The 16,487-nt window shown below is 67.9% G+C and carries 13 protein-coding genes and 3 tRNA genes; 10 read left to right on the forward strand and 6 right to left on the reverse strand.

The features are described 5' to 3' along the window. Positions 1 to 40: 40 nt before the first annotated feature. Together ASC93_RS13520 and ASC93_RS13525 are read left to right on the forward strand one after the other, a co-directional pair. On the forward strand, positions 41 to 1,807 hold the full coding sequence (locus ASC93_RS13520) for a M14 family metallopeptidase (RefSeq protein WP_056442616.1): 1,767 nt from the start codon (positions 41 to 43) through the stop codon (positions 1,805 to 1,807). A 247-nt stretch (positions 1,808 to 2,054) separates the two neighbouring features. Beyond that, the gene (locus ASC93_RS13525) at positions 2,055 to 2,972 is read left to right on the forward strand and encodes a glycosyltransferase (protein WP_056442619.1); all 918 of its coding nucleotides are present in this window, start codon (positions 2,055 to 2,057) and stop codon (positions 2,970 to 2,972) included. Between the two features lie 16 nt (positions 2,973 to 2,988). Here the strand turns inward: ASC93_RS13525 and ASC93_RS13530 are convergent, their stop codons facing one another. The 5 genes from ASC93_RS13530 to ASC93_RS13545 all read right to left on the reverse strand — a co-directional run bounded on the left by ASC93_RS13530 (position 2,989) and on the right by ASC93_RS13545 (position 6,774). Next, positions 2,989 to 4,281, reverse strand: coding sequence for a sugar MFS transporter (locus ASC93_RS13530; protein WP_056442622.1), 1,293 nt, complete (start codon positions 4,279 to 4,281; stop codon positions 2,989 to 2,991). Between the two features lie 62 nt (positions 4,282 to 4,343). Then, complete coding sequence (locus tag ASC93_RS30750) at positions 4,344 to 4,505, reverse strand: hypothetical protein (RefSeq protein WP_157201906.1); 162 nt, start codon at positions 4,503 to 4,505, stop codon at positions 4,344 to 4,346. A gap of 31 nt (positions 4,506 to 4,536) precedes the next feature. Continuing rightward, positions 4,537 to 5,496, reverse strand: coding sequence for a tRNA 2-thiocytidine(32) synthetase TtcA (gene ttcA / locus ASC93_RS13535; RefSeq protein ID WP_056442624.1), 960 nt, complete (start codon positions 5,494 to 5,496; stop codon positions 4,537 to 4,539). Further along, entirely contained in the window at positions 5,493 to 5,891 is a 399-nt protein-coding gene (locus ASC93_RS13540; RefSeq protein WP_056442625.1) for a dihydroneopterin aldolase, read from the reverse strand. The genes ttcA and ASC93_RS13540 overlap by 4 nt, the downstream gene beginning before the upstream one ends. Before the next feature lie 34 nt (positions 5,892 to 5,925). Next, the gene (locus ASC93_RS13545; RefSeq protein WP_082548022.1) at positions 5,926 to 6,774 is read right to left on the reverse strand and encodes an SDR family oxidoreductase; all 849 of its coding nucleotides are present in this window, start codon (positions 6,772 to 6,774) and stop codon (positions 5,926 to 5,928) included. A gap of 51 nt (positions 6,775 to 6,825) precedes the next feature. Here ASC93_RS13545 and ASC93_RS13550 point away from each other — a divergent pair, with 51 nt between their 5' ends. The 4 genes from ASC93_RS13550 (at position 6,826) to ASC93_RS13565 (ending at position 12,499) form a co-directional block, all read left to right on the forward strand. Beyond that, positions 6,826 to 7,974 carry a class I SAM-dependent methyltransferase gene (locus ASC93_RS13550; protein ID WP_056442629.1) on the forward strand — a complete coding sequence of 383 codons (1,149 nt, stop codon included), beginning with the start codon at positions 6,826 to 6,828 and terminating at the stop codon, positions 7,972 to 7,974. A 176-nt stretch (positions 7,975 to 8,150) separates the two neighbouring features. After that, complete coding sequence (locus ASC93_RS13555) at positions 8,151 to 9,164, forward strand: J domain-containing protein (RefSeq protein WP_056442632.1); 1,014 nt, start codon at positions 8,151 to 8,153, stop codon at positions 9,162 to 9,164. Between the two features lie 137 nt (positions 9,165 to 9,301). Further along, positions 9,302 to 10,936, forward strand: coding sequence for a tetratricopeptide repeat protein (locus ASC93_RS13560; protein WP_056442637.1), 1,635 nt, complete (start codon positions 9,302 to 9,304; stop codon positions 10,934 to 10,936). 6 nt (positions 10,937 to 10,942) lie between these two features. Continuing rightward, positions 10,943 to 12,499, forward strand: a complete 1,557-nt coding sequence (locus tag ASC93_RS13565; protein ID WP_056442640.1) for an HDOD domain-containing protein — start codon at positions 10,943 to 10,945, stop codon at positions 12,497 to 12,499. On the opposite strand, the gene ASC93_RS13570 is transcribed toward ASC93_RS13565, so the two are convergent. Further along, positions 12,465 to 15,704 carry an EAL domain-containing protein gene (locus ASC93_RS13570; RefSeq protein ID WP_056442643.1) on the reverse strand — a complete coding sequence of 1,080 codons (3,240 nt, stop codon included), beginning with the start codon at positions 15,702 to 15,704 and terminating at the stop codon, positions 12,465 to 12,467. The genes ASC93_RS13565 and ASC93_RS13570 overlap by 35 nt on opposite strands. Positions 15,705 to 15,909: 205 nt before the next feature. On the opposite strand from ASC93_RS13570, the gene ASC93_RS13575 reads away from it, so the two are divergent. From ASC93_RS13575 to ASC93_RS32095, 4 genes are all read left to right on the forward strand, one after another. Continuing rightward, positions 15,910 to 15,994, forward strand: a tRNA-Tyr gene (locus ASC93_RS13575). 51 nt (positions 15,995 to 16,045) lie between these two features. Continuing rightward, positions 16,046 to 16,119, forward strand: a tRNA-Gly gene (locus ASC93_RS13580). A gap of 11 nt (positions 16,120 to 16,130) precedes the next feature. After that, positions 16,131 to 16,205, forward strand: a tRNA-Thr gene (locus ASC93_RS13585). 81 nt (positions 16,206 to 16,286) lie between these two features. Next, a partial coding sequence (locus ASC93_RS32095) for a GTP-binding protein (RefSeq protein ID WP_229412643.1) occupies positions 16,287 to 16,487 on the forward strand: 201 nt, incomplete at its 3' end.

A 16,487-nucleotide genomic window follows, 5' to 3' on the forward strand; every position in this document is an offset into this window, starting at 1 on the left:
TCCGGCTTGTATCTTCTTCAACTTTGCCGGAGTGCCATCGATGATCCGAACCGCCCGTTTGCTGGCTGTGCTGGCCCTGCTGGCCGCGCCCCTGGCGCACGCCGCGCCCGACCTGGTCACGGTGTCCGAGCGCTCCGGCTTCCAGGCCACCGGCCGCTACGATGAAGTCGTCAAGCTGTGCGGCGCCTTCCAGCAGGCCTATCCGAAGCAGGTGAAATGCGTGCAGTTCGGCACGACGCCGGAAGGCCGGCCCATGCTGGCGCTGGCCGTCAACGCGCGCGGCGTGTTCACCCCGGCCGCGGCGCGCAAGGCGAACCTGCCGGTGACGCTGATCCAGGGCGGCATCCACGCCGGCGAGATCGACGGCAAGGACGCCGGCTTCCTCGCCCTGCGCGAGCTCCTGGAAGGCAGGCTCGCATCCGACGTGCTGGACAAGCAGGTCCTGCTCTTCGTCCCCGTGTTCAACGTCGACGGCCACGAGCGCTTCGCCAAATGGAACCGCCCGAACCAGCGCGGCCCGGTCGAGATGGGCTGGCGCACGACGGCGCAGAATTTCAACCTGAACCGCGACTACGTGAAGGCCGACGCGCCCGAGATGCAGGCCATGCTGGCCCTCGTCAACGCGTGGGACCCGCTGACCTGCGTCGACCTGCACGTGACGGACGGCGCCAAGTTCCAGCACGACGTCTCGATCCAGGTGGAACCCGTGTACTCGGGCGATCCGGCATTCCGCAAGGCCGGCCAGGCGCTGCGCGCGAACGTCATCGCCGACATCGGCAAGCAGGGTTCGATGCCGCAGTCCTATTACATGTCGTTCAAGGAGACGGACGATCCGGCCTCGGGCTTCGTCGACGGCGTGTCCGATCCGCGCTTCTCGACCGGCTATTTCCAGCTGCGCAACCGGATGGCCATGCTCGTCGAGACGCACTCGTGGAAGGATTACCCGACCCGCGTGCGCATCACGCACAATGCCGTCGTGTCGGTGCTGCAGCAGGTGGCGGCCCACGGTGCGGAATGGACGCAGGCGGCGCGCGCCGCCGACGTGCGCGCCACGCGCATCGCCGGCCAGCCGGTGGCCCTGACGTACCGCACGACCGACAGGACGACGATGGTCGACTTCCAGGGCTATGCCTACACGCGCACGATGTCCGACGTGTCCGGCATGCTGATGACGCATTACGACGAAACGAAGCCGCAGGTCTGGCACGTGCCGCTGCGCGACGAGGTCGTGGCGGACCTGGAGGTACAGGCCCCTGGCGCAGGCTATGTCGTGCCGGCCGCCTGGGCGCAGATGGTCGCGACGAAGCTCACGCAACACGGCATCGTGTTCCGCAAGCTGGACAAGGCCATCGACGCCGCGCCCGTGCAGACCTTTCGCGCCGACCAGGCCACGTTCGCCGCGACGTCGTTCGAGTCGCACCAGCGCCTCAAGGTGATCGGCGCGTGGAAACCCGAGCCGCGCCACCTCGCCAGCGGCGCGCTGTTCGTGCCGATCGCCCAGCCCAAGGCCCGCCTCGTGATGGCCTTGTTCGAGCCGCAGGCCCCGGATTCGCTGCTGGCCTGGGGCGAGTTCAACAACGCCTTCGAGCGCAAGGAATACATGGAGGACTACGTGGCCGAGGACGTGGCGCGCGAGCAGATGGCGCGCGATCCGGCGTTGGCCACGGCATTCCGGGACAGGGTCGAGCACGACCCGGCGTTCGCGCAGAACCCCCATGCACGCCTCGAATTTTTCGCGCGCCGCCACCCGTCCTGGGATGAGCGGCTGAACCTGTACCCGGTGTTGCGCACCGACGTGGCGCTGTAATACCGCAATCCTCTATCGGGTCCGCATGCGCATGCGGGCCATGCATCGTTGGACCTCTTCCGTATCCGTTTGGCGGCGGCACATGCACGCTGCCTGATCCTGCGCAATCGCCGTCGATTCCGCTGCAACCGCCGCGCGCGGCGCCGCTCTCAATCCATGTGGTGTCGATTGGAGGTGTGCGTCATGGACAAGGCTTTGTATTTTGCGCGTGAACACCGGCGAACACGCACGCGGGGCGGGGGCTGACATGTGCGCCACGGCCGCGCGGGCCAGTTGCTGCATCGTCTGCGGCGCGGCGCCGCACGACCGGATCGCGCGCCTGCTGCTGAGTCTCACGACCGCGTGCCCGCACTTGTCGGTGTACCTGGTCGACGATGCGCGGCAGCCCGGCCTGGCCGCGCTGGCAGGACGCTACGGCGCGCACTACCGCCCGCAGTCCGACTCGCCGGGCCTCGCGCGCGCCCATAACCGGGTCCTGAGCGAGGCGGCCGGCGCCGGGAGTGCGTATCACCTGCTGCTTGGTCCGGACATCGGCTTGCCGCTCGACGCGGTGGCCCGGATGATCGCCTACATGGAGCAGCATCCCGACTTGGGCCTGCTGGCGCCACGGGTGCAGGGCGCGGACGGAAGGCTGCAACCGTTGTGCAGCCTGCTGCCGGGGCCGGTGGAACTGTTGCTGGGGCGCTGTTTTCCGCTGCTGCACCGGTCCAGCGGCAGGCTGGCGCGCTACCAGCTGCACGCGAGCGGCTACAGCCGGGTGATGGACGTGCCGGTGCCGCCTGCGTGCTGCCTGCTGATGCGCGTCGAGACGGTGCTGCGCGTCGGCATGTTCGACGAGCGCTTCCTGCTGCGCTTCGATACGGTCGACCTGGCGCGCCGTACGTCGCGCATCGCGCGCACCGTCTTCCTGCCGCACGTGACGGTCGTGCGCGATGCCGTGCGCGATGCCGTGCGCGATCCCGCCCGCGCCGGCGCGCGCGGCTGGCGCATGCGGGCGGCGTCGTGCTGGCGGCGGTGCGTGTCGGCCTGCCGCTACTTCAACAAATGGGGCTGGCTGCGCGATGCCGAGCGCGACCGCATCAATGCCCGTGCGTTGCGCCAGCTGGAGCCGGCGCGCCGGCGGCTGGACGGCGTGAGCCCGGCCGGGACCGACGTGGCCCGGTGAGCGGACGCGGGAAGCCTCAGCCGTGCGCCAGCGGCCGGCGCGCGTACCAGCCGTAGGCGAGGATCAGCAGGTAGCACAGCGCGGGTACGGCCAGCGCGAGGCGCAGGCCGGCGGCGTCGGCCGCGAAGCCGGTGATCAGGGGCACGATGGCGCCGCCGACGATGGCCACGCAGATCAGGCCCGAGCCTTCGGCCGCGCGCTCGCCCAGGCCTTCGGACGCCAGGGTGAAGATGGTGGGGAACATGATCGAATTGACGAGGCCGATGGCCAGCAGCGCCCAGCCGGACGCCGCGCCATGCGTGGCGGCCGAGACGAGCAGCAGCAGGGCGGCGATGGCGCCGGCGCCGGCCAGCACCTTGCCGGGCGAGCAGATGCGCAGGACGTAAGCACCAAGGAAACGGCCGACCATGGCGCCGCCCCAGTACAGCGGCACGTGCTTGCCGGCCGCCTCCGCGCCCAGGCCCAGCACGTCGTTTTGCATCAGGTAGTTCACGATCAGCGAGCCGACGGCCACTTCGGCGCCGACGTACAGGAAGATGCACAGGGCGCCGAACGCGAAGCGGGGCTGTTTCAGCAGGTCGAAAGCGCCCCACATGCTGCTTTCGGGATGGGGATGTTCGACGAGCTTCTTGCGGTTCGTCCAGACGAGGAAGGCGACGATGGCCAGTGCGACGGCGAGGCCGAGGTAGGTGTGCACCACGACCTGGCTTTCGGCGGCGCGGTAGGCGGCGAGGGCGTCGGCCGACAGCGTGGCCTGGTCGACGTGGGCCAGCGAGCCGAGGATCAGGATGGCGCCGACGTAGGGAAAGACGGTCGTGCCGAGCGAATTGAAGGCCTGGGCGAAGGTCAGGCGGCTGGATGCGGTGGCGGGGGCTCCCAGCATCGAGATCAGCGGATTCGCCACGACCTGCACGATGGTGATGCCGGCCGCCAGCACGAACAGCGCCAGCAGGAAGGTGATGAACATGCCGGACGAGGACGCGGGGATGAACAGCAGGCAGCCGGCCGTCATCGTCAGCAGGCCGACCACGGCGGTCCGCATGTAGCCGATGCGCTGCACGATGGCGGCGGCCGGCAGCGACACGATGAAGTAGGCGGCAAAGAAGGCCGATTGCACGAGCATCGCTTGCGCGTACGACAGCGTGAACAGGTCTTTCAGTTTCGGGATGATGACGTCGTTCAGGCTCGTGATGCCGCCGAACGTGAAGAACAGGGCGAACACGAAGATGCGCAAGCTCGCGACCTGGGTATTGGCGTTGGCAGAAGCGCCGCTCGTCTGGGCGGCGCTGGCGGGTTGGCCGATTTGCATGAGGAATCCCGGTGGGTTGGACGATGCGTACGCCAAACGACGTCGCAGGCGAGGTAGGAATATTACATCGCCTTGCCGGGCTGTTGTGGGGTTTGCCGGGCGATCCTCAGGGTGAAATCGATCTCACGAAGGTCGGGTTGTTCATCGTGAAGAAACTGTATTACATAGACAACGTTAAAAAATGCAGAACGCATGCCGCGCCGCCGCCATGCCTGGTCGGACATGGCGGCGCCGGGCAGCGCGGCGCAAGACGGCTCAGAGCGGCTGCAGCGGAATGGTGCCCGTCGCCGGCACGCCGCACGGCTCTTCGTCGAAGGCGATGTCGCCGGCCGGGTTCGCCACGCCGTCGGCCTTCAGGTCCGCGAAGCCGAACATGTCGCGGTCCATCAGGTGCGACGGCACGACGGTCGACAGCGACGAGAAGATGTTTTCCACGCGGCCCGGGTGTTTCTTTTCCCAGTCGCGCAGCATGGCCTTGATCTGTTTTCGCTGCAGGTTTTCCTGCGAGCCGCACAGATCGCACGGGATGATCGGGAACTGTTTGACTTCCGCGTAGCGCTCGGTGTCCGCTTCCTTCACATACGCGAGCGGGCGGATCACGACGTGCTTGCCGTCGTCCGACACGAGCTTGGCCGGCATGCCCTTGATCTTCGCGCCGAAGAACATGTTCAGGAAGAAGGTTTCGAGGATGTCGTCGCGATGGTGGCCCAGGGCGATCTTCGTGCAGCCCAGCTCGTCCGCGACGCGGTACAGGATGCCGCGGCGCAGGCGCGAACACAGCGAGCACGTGGTCTTGCCTTCCGGGATCAGGCGCTTGACGATGCTGTAGGTGTCCTGGTTCTCGATGTGGAACGGAATATCCAGCTTCGTCAGGTAGGCGGGCAGCACCTCGGGCGGGAAGTTCGGCTGTTTCTGGTCGAGGTTGACGGCGACGATGTCGAAGTGGATCGGCGCGCGCTCGCGCAGGGTCATGAGGATGTCCAGCAGGGCATAGCTGTCCTTGCCGCCGGACAGGCAGACCATGACCTTGTCGCCGTCCTCGATCATGTTGAAGTCGCCGATCGCCTGGCCGACGAGGCGGCACAGGCGCTTGTGCAGCTTGTTGTTCTCGTAGGCCTGTTTGTCCGCCTTCTTGTCGGCGGCGTCGGGCACGGCAGGGGCGGGCACGGCGGGGTCGAGCACGTCCGCCGGACGCGCCATCGTCACTTCATTCATGCTTCATCCTTGATCTGGAACACTTCGACGCCGACGCCTTCGCAGTCGGGATACACGTCGGGCTTCATCGTCGACACGCGGGCCGCGCGCACGTTGGGGTGAGCCAGCATCGCCTTCACCACGTCGTCGCACAGGGTTTCCTGCAACTGCACGTGGCCTTGCGCCATGCGCCTGGCGATGGTCTCGCGCATGAAGTCGTAGTCGACCACTTCGTGCAGCTGGTCGTCCTTGGGTGTCGACAGGCCGAGCGGAATGTACAGATCGACATTGATCAGGACGCGTTGCTCGCCCTTCTTTTCGAACTCATGGACACCGATGTTGATCATGACTTCGTAATTGCGCAGGAACAGCCTGCGGCAATCGCGCAGCTGCGGGTAGAACAGGGCGGACAACATAGGAAACCTTCGAGGTAAGGGGGCAATGTAAAAATCATTCAGTCAAAAACATCACGTCGCGCGCCAGCGGCATCAGGTGCTGGCCGCCGTCGACGAGCAGGGTGGTGCCGGTGAGCGCCTTCGCGTTCGCCGCGTAGCACACGGCGTCGACGATGTCCTGCGGCGTCGACGACCGGCCCAGCGGCGTGACCTGGTGCGCGCGCTCGAAGCCGTCCGCGCTCTGGTCGCCGGACACGAGCGTGATGCCGGGCGCGATGCCGACGACGCGCAGTTTCGGCGCCAGCGCCTGGGCCAGCAAGGTGGTGGCCGTCTGCAATGCCGCCTTTGACAACGTGTACGACAAAAAATCCGGGTTGAGATTGTACAGTTTCTGGTCGAGCAAGTTGATCACGACGGCCTGGCCACCGTCCGCCACCAGCGCGTGGAGTTCCTGCGCGAGCAGCAGCGGGGCAGCCACATTGCACTGCATGTGGGCGGCCAGCAGGGCCGGAGAAAACGCGTCCGGCTTGTCGTATTCGAACAACGAAGCGTTGTTGACGATGCAATCCAGCCCGCCCAGCAGGTGCACGGCCTGGCGCGGCAGGGCGCGCACCGCGGCGTCAATGGCCAGGTCGGCGTGCAGCGCGACGGCGCGCCGGCCCAGCGCGCGGATCGCCGTCACGACGTTGTCGGCGTCCGCGGCGGACTGGCGGTAGTGCACGGCGATGTCCCAGCCGGCCTCGGCCATGCCGAGCGCGATGGCGCGCCCGATGCGCCGGCCGGCGCCCGTGACCAGCGCCACCCGGGCGCGCCGGGCGTGCGGCGCGGCATCGTCGTTGGCGGCGTGGGTCTCGGGGCCGTGGTCGGTACGGCCCTGCTCGTCGTTCGTATATGTCTGTGTCATCGTGATGGCGGCCGTTTGTTGGTCCCTGCCGATTCTCGCTACAATGGCCGGATGTCCTTACCTCTCCCCTCCAGCGACGCGCTGGCCGCGTCCCAAGCCTTGCAGCGCATGATCGCTGCCGAGATCGCCGACCAGGGCGGCGCCATCCCGTTTTCGCGCTTCATGGAGCTGGCGCTGTACGCGCCGAATCTCGGCTATTACAGCGGCGGGGCTGCCAAGCTCGGCCGCGACGGCGATTTCACCACCTCGCCCGAGATCAGTCCGCTGTTCGGTGCCACGCTGGCGCGCGCGGCCGCCGCTATTATGGCCCAAAGTGGCCCCAACATCATCGAATTCGGCGCCGGCACCGGCAAACTGGCCCATGACGTCCTGACGACGCTGGGTGAACTGGGCGTGCGCATCGACAGCTATACGATCATCGAACTGTCGGGAGAATTGCGCGCGCGCCAGCAGGACGCGCTGAAGGATTTTCCGCAGGTGCGCTGGACGCACGATTTTCCGGACGCGTTCCGCGGCGTGGTCCTCGCCAACGAGGTGCTGGATGCGATGCCGGTCGAGCTCGTCCTGCGCGACGGCGGCCGCTGGCAGCGCCAGATGGTGACGGTCGACGCGGGCCGCTTCGCGTTCGCGCCGGGCGCGCCCGATGCGGCGCTGCTGGACCAGATCGCGCGCCAGATCCCGGACGCCGACACGCTGCAGGACGGTTATCTGACCGAAATCCACCCCGTCGGCTGCGGTTTCATGCGCTCGCTGGCGCAGATGTTCAAGGGAGGCAAGGGCGCCGCGATCCTGGTCGACTACGGTTTTCCCGCCCACGAATATTATTTCGACGAGCGCACGAGCGGCACGCTGATGTGCCATTACCGCCACCACGCGCACCCCGACCCGTTTTATTTGCCCGGCCTGCAGGACATCACGGCGCACGTCGACTTCACGGCGATGGCGCTGGCGGCCCACGGCGCCGGGCTCGACGTGCTCGGCTACATGAGCCAGGCCGCGTTCCTGCTGGCGGCGGGCATCGGCGACCTGTTGCTGCGGACGGATCCGGAAGATGCGCTGCGCTACCTGCCGCAGTCGAAGGCCGTGCAAAAGCTCGTGTCGCCGGCCGAGATGGGGGAATTGTTCAAGGTGCTCATCGTCGGCAGCGGCGTGGACGCCGATCCGGCCATCGAGCGCGCCGATCGCAGCCATAAGTTGTGATACTGACATCTTGCGTCGTGGATACAAACCCGGCTATCCTGTACTGCCGCCCGTACGGCAGGCTGCCTCTTGCCTCTGCCGTTACTGAACGAATCGGCTAATATTGATGCAGCAGGATATCCGCACCGGCAAGCGCGGACATCCTGCGTGGCGCCCGTGCAACCTGACTCCCGACCATGGCCAAGATCCACACCCATTATGACAACCTCAAGGTGTCGCGCCACGCACCGCAGGAAGTCATTCGCGCGGCCTACAAGGCGCTGAGTCAGAAATACCACCCCGACAAGAATCCGGGCGACGAACGTGCCGCGCGGATCATGGCGATCGTCAATACGGCCTACAACATCCTGTCCGATCCCGTGCGCCGCAAGGAGCACGACGAATGGATCGCGTCGGAAGAGTGGGAAGTGGAGTGGCTGGAAAGCTCGCACGGCGAGGACGGCCGCGAGCGGCCCAGGGGCGACCCGCACTGGGAACCGCGCCAGGTCCCGGCGCCGTCGCGCTGGCGCGTGCTGCGCGACCCGCGCTGGTGGGGCGTCATGCTGGCCGCCTTCGCGGGCGGCGGCGCGTTGACCCTCGTGCTGCTCGATCCGCCCCGATATCTGCCGAGCGCGCTGGCCTGGCCTGCCAAGGCCCAGCCTGCCGCCGTGGCCGCGGCGCCGGCATCCGCGGCGGCATCCGCCGCGTCGTCCGCGTCGGTGCCGAACACGCCGCCGGACCCGCTCGGCAGCGACGCCAGCGCCGACGGCTGGGCGCGTCCGGCCGGACAGCCCGATGCGCCGCCCGACATCAAGGCCCTCGCCGTGACCCAGCTGGTCGTGCCGGCGCGCGCCCCCGATTGCGATACCGATCTGCAGGCCCAGGTGGCGCCGACGGGCGATCCGTGGCCCGCGCAGTCCGGCTACATCGACGGTTATCCGCTCGGCAACCAGGGTGACGAGATGCAGGTGCTGGTCGACAACAGCAACAATCCTTCGCCCGTGCTGGTCAAGATCTACGACCTGGACCGCCGCTCGAACGTGCGCCACGCGTATGTGCTGGGCCGGGCCAAGTTCCTGATCGAGAAACTTGCGGCCGGCAAGTACGAAGTCCGTTACCAGAACATCATGATCGGCGGGGCCCGTCCGGAATGCCTCAACGGCCACCGCGCGCCGCTGCGCCAGGCCGCCGCGCGCCAGCCTGGCGCCTGAGTGTGGTTTTTTGCGACATTTCGCCCGGTTGAGCGCGGGTGAAATTCAAGAATTCTATTCCCTGGACGTAATATACTCGGTAGACCAAGGGCCCATGCAGCCCACTGCCCATCGCAGGCACATACGGAAAACCGGATATGAACGAACTTGACGGCCTCACCGCCCTGATCATCGAGCCGCATGCCGGCATGCGGTCGACGATCCACAACATGCTGAACATGTGCGGCCTGAGCAAGATCGACCACGTCGGCGGCTCGAACCAGGCCGTCAAGCACCTCGGCCTGAAGCATTACGACCTGATCCTGTGCGAATACGCGCTGGAAGGCGGCCAGGACGGCCAGCAACTGCTCGAGGACGTGCGCCACCACAAGCTCATGCCGCTGTCGACCATGTTCTTCATGGTCACGGCCGAGGGCGATTACGGCAAGGTCGTCAGCGCCGCCGAACTCGGGCCCACCGATTACGTGCTGAAACCGTTCACGGCCGACCGCCTGCTCGAGCGCATCGCGCGCGGCCTGGAGCGGCGCAACGCGCTGCTGCCGGTGTACGAGCTGATGGAGGCGGGCAACCAGCGCGAGGCGATCGCCGCCTGCGTCGAGGGCGAGGCCCGCCATCCGCGCTACCTCGTCGATTTCCTGCGCCTGCGCGCCGAACTGCACATGTTCCTCGGCGAGCCGCACGAGGCCGAACCGGTCTACCGCCAGCTGGTCGAGACCAAGGCCATCGCCTGGGCGCGCCTGGGCCTGGCCAAGACCCTGTTCCTGCGCGAGCGCTACGACGAGGCCCGCGAGATGCTCGAGGACCTCGTCGACAGCAACAAGAACTTCGTCGACGCCTACGACTGGCTGGCGCGCACCCACGAGGCGGCCGGCGCGCTGGACGACGCTAAGGCCGTGCTGATGGAAGCGGTGGCCGTGTCGCCGCACGCCGTGCGGCGGCTGCGCAAGCTGGGCGAGACCGCGCTCGAGGCGGGCGACCACGATACGGCCGAGAAGACCTTGAAGCAGGTCGTCAGCAAGGCCAAGTATTCCGAGTTCAAGGACCCGCAGGACCACGTGCTCCTCGTGCAGACCCTCGTGCGCAAGGGCGACCCCGTGCAGGCCGCGGCCGTCGTCCGCGACCTGGATAAATCGATGGCCTTCCAGAAGCACACGCCGCTGTGCAGCGCCATCGCGTCGAGCCTCGTGCACGAATACACGGGCAACGACGCGCGCCTGGCGGAAGCGCTGGCGGCGGCCCTCGCGGCCAACAAGGAGGCGCCCGACCTGCGTCCCGAGCTCAAGCTGGAACTGGCCCGCACCTGCATCGAGAACGGCATGGAAGAAGGCGCCGCCGACGTCGTGCGCGAGGTGATGCGCAATGCCCAGAACGGCGCCGCGGTGGCGCGCGCGATGGCCGTGTTCGAGAACGCGGGCCAGGCCGAGACGGCGCAGAAGCTGGCGCTGGAAAGCCGCCAGCAGGTCGTCGACCTCGTCGCCACCGGCGCCGCCAAGGCCAAGGGCGGCGATTACAAGGGCGCCCTCGTGCTGATGCAGGAAGCGGCGACCAAGCTGCCGGACAATCCGCAGGTCGTGTTCAACGCCGCGCTGGCAACCCTGAAATGCCTGGACCACGACGGCTGGGACGAGCGCCTCGGCCAGCAGGCCCTCGGCTACATCGCCGGCGTGCGCCGCCTCGATCCGGTCAACCCCAAGCTGCCCGCGCTGGCCGGGATGCACCAGCAGATCCTCAAGAAATACGACAAGGGCCCGCGCCTGAAAAAGGCCGGCTGAGGCGACATGACGAATCCGAACCCGAATCCCGGCCCGCCGCCGGACGGTCGCCGCGTGCGTGCCGCGCTGCTGCAGAAAGTCGGCGGCGACGAGGACATGTTCGCGCTCGGCAGCGCCATCGCGCGCGTCGTGCAGATGGCCACGTCGGACGACAAGGGCACGCACGACCTCGCGCACTTCGTGTTGTCCGACGTCGCGCTCACCCAGCGCATCCTGCGCCTGGCGAACACGGTCCGCTACCGCACCGCGGCCGGCACGGCCGTCACGACGGTTTCGCGCGCGATCTCCCTGCTGGGCTTCGACAACGTGCGCACGGTCGCGCTGGCGATGCTCCTCGTCGACGCGCTGGCCAGCAGCGACCATGCGTACAGCGTGCGCGTGGAACTGGAAGCGTCGCTGTGCGCGAGCCTCGTCGGACGCGAAATGGCGCGCCACAGCTTTTACCAGGGCGCGGAGGAAGCGTCGATCGGCGCGTTGTTCAAGAATCTCGGCGCGCTGCTGGTGGCGTCGCACGAGCACGACCGCTACCTCGAGGTCCAGGCCCTGATCGCGACCGGCAAGCACGCGCTTGCGCAGGCCGCGCAGATGATCCTCGGCTGCAGCTTCGATGCGCTGTCCGAGGCCGTGCTGGGCGAGTGGAAGATTCCGGACGTGATCATGCGCGCCCAGCGCCCGCTGGAGCCCGGCACGCTCAAGCTGGCCGTCAACCGCGGCGAGTGGATGCGCCAGGTGGCGTCGTTCAGCCTGGACGTCGCGCGCCTGATGGGGAAAACCGCGACGCCGTCCGACGCGCCGGAAGCGCAAGCCATGCTGGCGCGCTACGGCACCGCGCTGAACATCGGCGCGGCCGAGCTGGACGAGCTGTTCGAGGCGGTGGCGTTCGAGATGAAGAGCCTCCTGGAGAGCATGAACCTGCAGCCGGTGCCGCGCCGTGCGCCGGAAGACGTGGGCGGGCTGCCCAACGTGCTGGTGCTGGCGACCCTCGGCGCCGGCGGGAAGGAAGAGCAGGGCGCCTACCCGAGCGGCAAGCCGAAGAACGCGCGCGACCTGCTGCTGGCCGGCGTGCAGGACGTGACGCAGATGCGCGCCTCGGGCCAGCACAAGGTCAACGACGTGGTGCTGGCCGTGCTGGAGACGCTGTACACGGCGCTGGGCTTCCGTTTCGCGACGGTCGTGCTCAAGGATGTGCGCGCCGGGCAGTACCGGGCCCGCGTCTCGTTCGGCCTCACGCAGGCGCACGTGCAGCAAGGCTTCACGTTTCCGCTGGCGGCGAGCGGCGAAAAGGGCGCGCGCGACCTGTTTTACCTGGCGATGGAAAACGACGCCGACCTGATGATCTCGGACGCGCGCGGCGCCAAGATCCGCGACCTGCTGCCGGCCTGGCACAAGGCATTGCTGCCGGATGCGCAGAGCTTCATCGTGCTCCCGCTGGTGGTCGGCAAGGCCCAGCTGGGCCTGTTCTACGCGGACCGCACGGCGACGGCGCCGGAAGGCGTGCCGCCCGACGAGACGGCCCTCATCAAGGCGCTCAAGGGCCAGGTACTGGCTGCGCTTGCGCCCTGACGAAGTCGCGGAATTCGCGCACCGGCATCGGCCGCCCGAACAGGAAACCCTGCGCCTCGTCGCTGTGGCGGTCGCGCAGGAATCCCCGCTGCGCCTGCGTTTCGACCCCTTCCGCGATCACGCCCAGCCCGAGCGCATGGGCGAGGCCGATGGTCGCGCCGACGATGGCGGCGTCGTTCGGATTCGTCTCGATGTCGCGCACGAAGCCGCGGTCGATCTTGATGCGGTCGATCGCGAACAGCTTCAGGTAGGCCAGCGACGAATAGCCCGTGCCGAAGTCGTCGATCGCCAGCTTGAAGCCGCGCGCGCGCAGTTGCAGCAGCAGCTTGCGCGTGTTCTCCGGGTCGCGCATCGCGGCCGTTTCCGTGATCTCCAGTTCCAGCCGCGCCGGATCGATCGCGTGCTCGTCGAGCAGCTGGTCCAGGCGTGACAGCAGCGCGCCGCCGTTGAACTGGCGCGCCGACAGGTTCACGGCCAGGCGCAGCTGGCCCATGCCGTCTTCCTGCCACTCGGCCAGCAGGGCCATGGCGCGCGCCAGCACCCAGTCGCCCAGCGGCAGGATCAGGCCCGATTCCTCGGCGATGGGAATGAAGCGGCCGGGATCGACGCTGCCCAGTTCCGGATCGTGCCAGCGCAGCAGCACCTCGGCGCCGATCACGCGCCCCGTCTCGAGTTCGACCTGGGCCTGCAGGTGCACGTCGAAGCCGCCGCTTTCCAGCGTCGCCCACATGCGGTTCTCCAGCATCAGGTGCTCGTGCGTGGCCGCGTTCATGGCGGACGAGAAGAACTGGAAATTGCCGCGGCCCTCGCGCTTGGCGGCGTACATCGCCATGTCGGCGTGGCGCAGCAGCGTGTCGGCATCCAGGCCGTCGTCCGGGAACAACGCCACGCCCACGCTGGCGCCGCTGTGCGCCGTCGTGCCGGCCAGGCGGTAGGGCTGCTGCAGCGATTCCACGAGGCGCACCGCCACGGCGCTCACGCTGTCCGGAGACAGGGGGCCGCCCAGCACGATGATGAATTCGTCGCCGCCGAGCCGGGCGAGGGTGTCGACGTCGCGCAGCAGGTCCTTCATGCGCGCCGCCGCGCCCGTCAACAGCTCGTCGCCGGCCTGGTGGCCGAGCGAATCGTTGATCTTCTTGAAGTGGTCGAGGTCGATGAACAGCACGGCCAGCGGCTGCCCGGTGCGGCGTGCCTGCGCCAGCTGCCGTTCGAGGCGCATGCCGAGCGCATGGCGGTTCTCCAGGCCCGTCAGCGGATCGTGGTGGGCCAGGCGGTGGATGCGCGCCTGGGCGCGCTGCTGCTCCGTCAGGTCGCGCAGGATGCACACGAACAGGCGCTCCCCCGCGAGGTCGACGAGGGACACGGACACGGCCAGCGGCATCGGCTCGCCGCGCGCGTTCAGGCCGTCCAGCTGGCGGTCGTCGGGGCTGTTTCCGGCCAGGCGCGCCAGCAGGTCGGGGCCGTTCTCGTCGCCGTGGCCCGGCACTAGCGCCGTGAACGCGAGACCGGGCAGGTGGGCCGGCGGGTAGCCGAACAGTGCCGCCGTGGCGTGGTTGGCGGACAGCACCTGGCCGTGCGCGTCGACGGTGACGATGGCGTCGGCCGCATTGTCGAGGATGGCCTGCAGGCGCGCCGCGCGGTCCGCCACCTGCGCCTCGATCTGGGCGCGCTCGCCGCTGACGATCAGCATCAGCGCGCCCAGCAGCGCGGCCAGCAGCAGCCCCGTCGTGATCACGATCCAGCTGGCCAGCCCGCGCTCGCCCTCCATGTAGGCCGCCGTCGGTGAAAAGCGCAGCTGCAGCGTGCGGCCGCCGAACCCCAGCAGGACGGTGTAGTCGCCGTTCACCGCGCGCCGCCCGGGATCGCCCGTCAGCGCGCGCGCCGCGGTGCCCGGCGTGACGTCGGCCAGGCTGATGTCGAAGCCGTCAAAGCCTGCCCGGTGCACCACCTGCTGGATGAACACCGGCGCATTCAGGAACAGCGCCAGCATGCCGCGCGGCGGCTGGCCGGGCTCCCCGACCACGCGGAACAGGGCGATCCCGGTCGTGCCCGTCGTCACCAGCGTGATCGGCCCGGTGGCCACGGCGGTCGTGCCGGCCATGGCCCGCGCGGCCGCGTCGGCGCGTCCCGGCGCCGCGAGGAAATCCAGGCCGCGGAGCGCCTGGTTGCTTGGCGGCCACGTGTACAGCAAGGGCAGGTAGCGCGCCCGCACGCCGGCCGGGCGCAGCCGGTTGTCGGGGCCCAGGTCGCGCACGCCGGGAAAATCGGGATCGACGTTGCTGCGCACCCAGGTCTCGAAGGCCGCGCGCGCGGCGTGCGTGACCGGCACCATCCAGTCGATGCCGGAGATTTCCGGCCGGCCGCCGACGTAGCCGCTGGTCGTGCGCAGGAAGCGGGCGCGGTCCATGAACCGGTCGTCCGTGCCGAGCGCGCGCGCGAACGTGTCGACGAAGCGCTCGTGCTCGCGCAGCTCGGCCTGCAACTCGTCGGCCACCTGCTGGGCCTTGAGGCGGTAGGCCTGCAGGTATTGCTGGTGTTCCCAGTGCACGGTCTGTTCGTAGGCGGCAATGACGACCGCGGCCGCCAGCAGCAGCGGCACGGCGACGATGCGGGCGCGCCTGCGCCACAGCCGGCGCGGCCGGCCGCACGCGATCCAAACGAGCGGTGCGGCGAGCAGGACGCCGACGGTGTCGCCGGCCCACCAGTTGATCCAGGTCGGCGCCCGCTCGGCAGCCGTCACCACGCCCAGCCGATACAGCACGGCCACGCTGACGGTCGCGTTGATCAGGCAGAACACCGGCGCGAGCCCCAGGAAGCGGGCGACGTCGCGCGACGTGCCGAGCGCGGGATCGACGAGGCGGCCGAACCATTGGGCGCCGAGCCAGGCCTGGGCCAGCGCGCCGAGGGCGGTGACGGTCGTCGCCGCCGCGGCGATCCAGGGCGCGGTGTCGGGCGCCATCCAGCCGTCGGGCAGATGCATCAGGATCGCGCCGATGGCGACGCCGGGGAGGGCGCGCCAGCCGAGCACGACCGTCAGCGCGAAGCCGACGCCGGCCGGCAGGTAGACGGGCGTGGCATAGCCGGCCGGCAAGGCCAGCGCGTGACTGAGCAGGCCGGTGCCGAGGTAGACGGCAATGGTCGTCAGGTTGGCCAGCCACAGGCGGGGCCCGTGGCGTTCGTGGTTGCCGCTGCGATTCAGGTCCATGGAGAGGCTCTCTGACGTCAATACAGTGTACGCGCAAACGTCCGCGGGGACCGGCACGGATTGTTTATTGCAAACAGCCCTTGCGGACTTGAACTTCGGCCGTTACAATCACGCCCCGAAGCAGCGACACTGTTTGAGTTTGATCAGTTCAGGCAAAAACAGTTGACGAAGTTTATACGTTGCTTCATACTCTGCGGTTCTTCGCGGTGGGGTGGCCGAGTGGTTAAAGGCAGCAGACTGTAAATCTGCCCTCTCTGAGTACGCTGGTTCGAATCCAGCCCCCACCACCAAATGCGTTGATCGTGTTGTGAATCGAATGTTGAAGCTAAGAAGTACCTCGCGCGGGTGTAGCTCAATGGTAGAGCTGAAGCCTTCCAAGCTTATGACGAGGGTTCGATTCCCTTCACCCGCTCCAGTTTCAAATAAGCCCTTGTAGCTCAGTGGTAGAGCACTCCCTTGGTAAGGGAGAGGCCACGTGTTCAATCCACGTCAAGGGCACCAGAATTTAAACGGCTGTCGGCTGTCTCGACTGTCAGGTGTGCCTGGTAATTTTCAATATCGTTAGGATCTTAGGAGTCTAGAATGGCAAAAGGTAAATTCGAACGGACCAAGCCGCACGTGAACGTCGGCACCATTGGTCACGTTGACCACGGCAAAACCACCCTGACGGCTGCAATCGCGACCGTTCTGTCGAAGAAATTCGGCGGCGAAGCCAAGGCCTACGATCAGATCGACGCGGCGCCGGAAGAAAAAGCGCGCGGCATCACGATCAACACCGCACAC

The organism is Massilia sp. Root335 (assembly GCF_001425685.1).
Taxonomy (GTDB): domain Bacteria; phylum Pseudomonadota; class Gammaproteobacteria; order Burkholderiales; family Burkholderiaceae_D; genus Telluria; species Telluria luteola.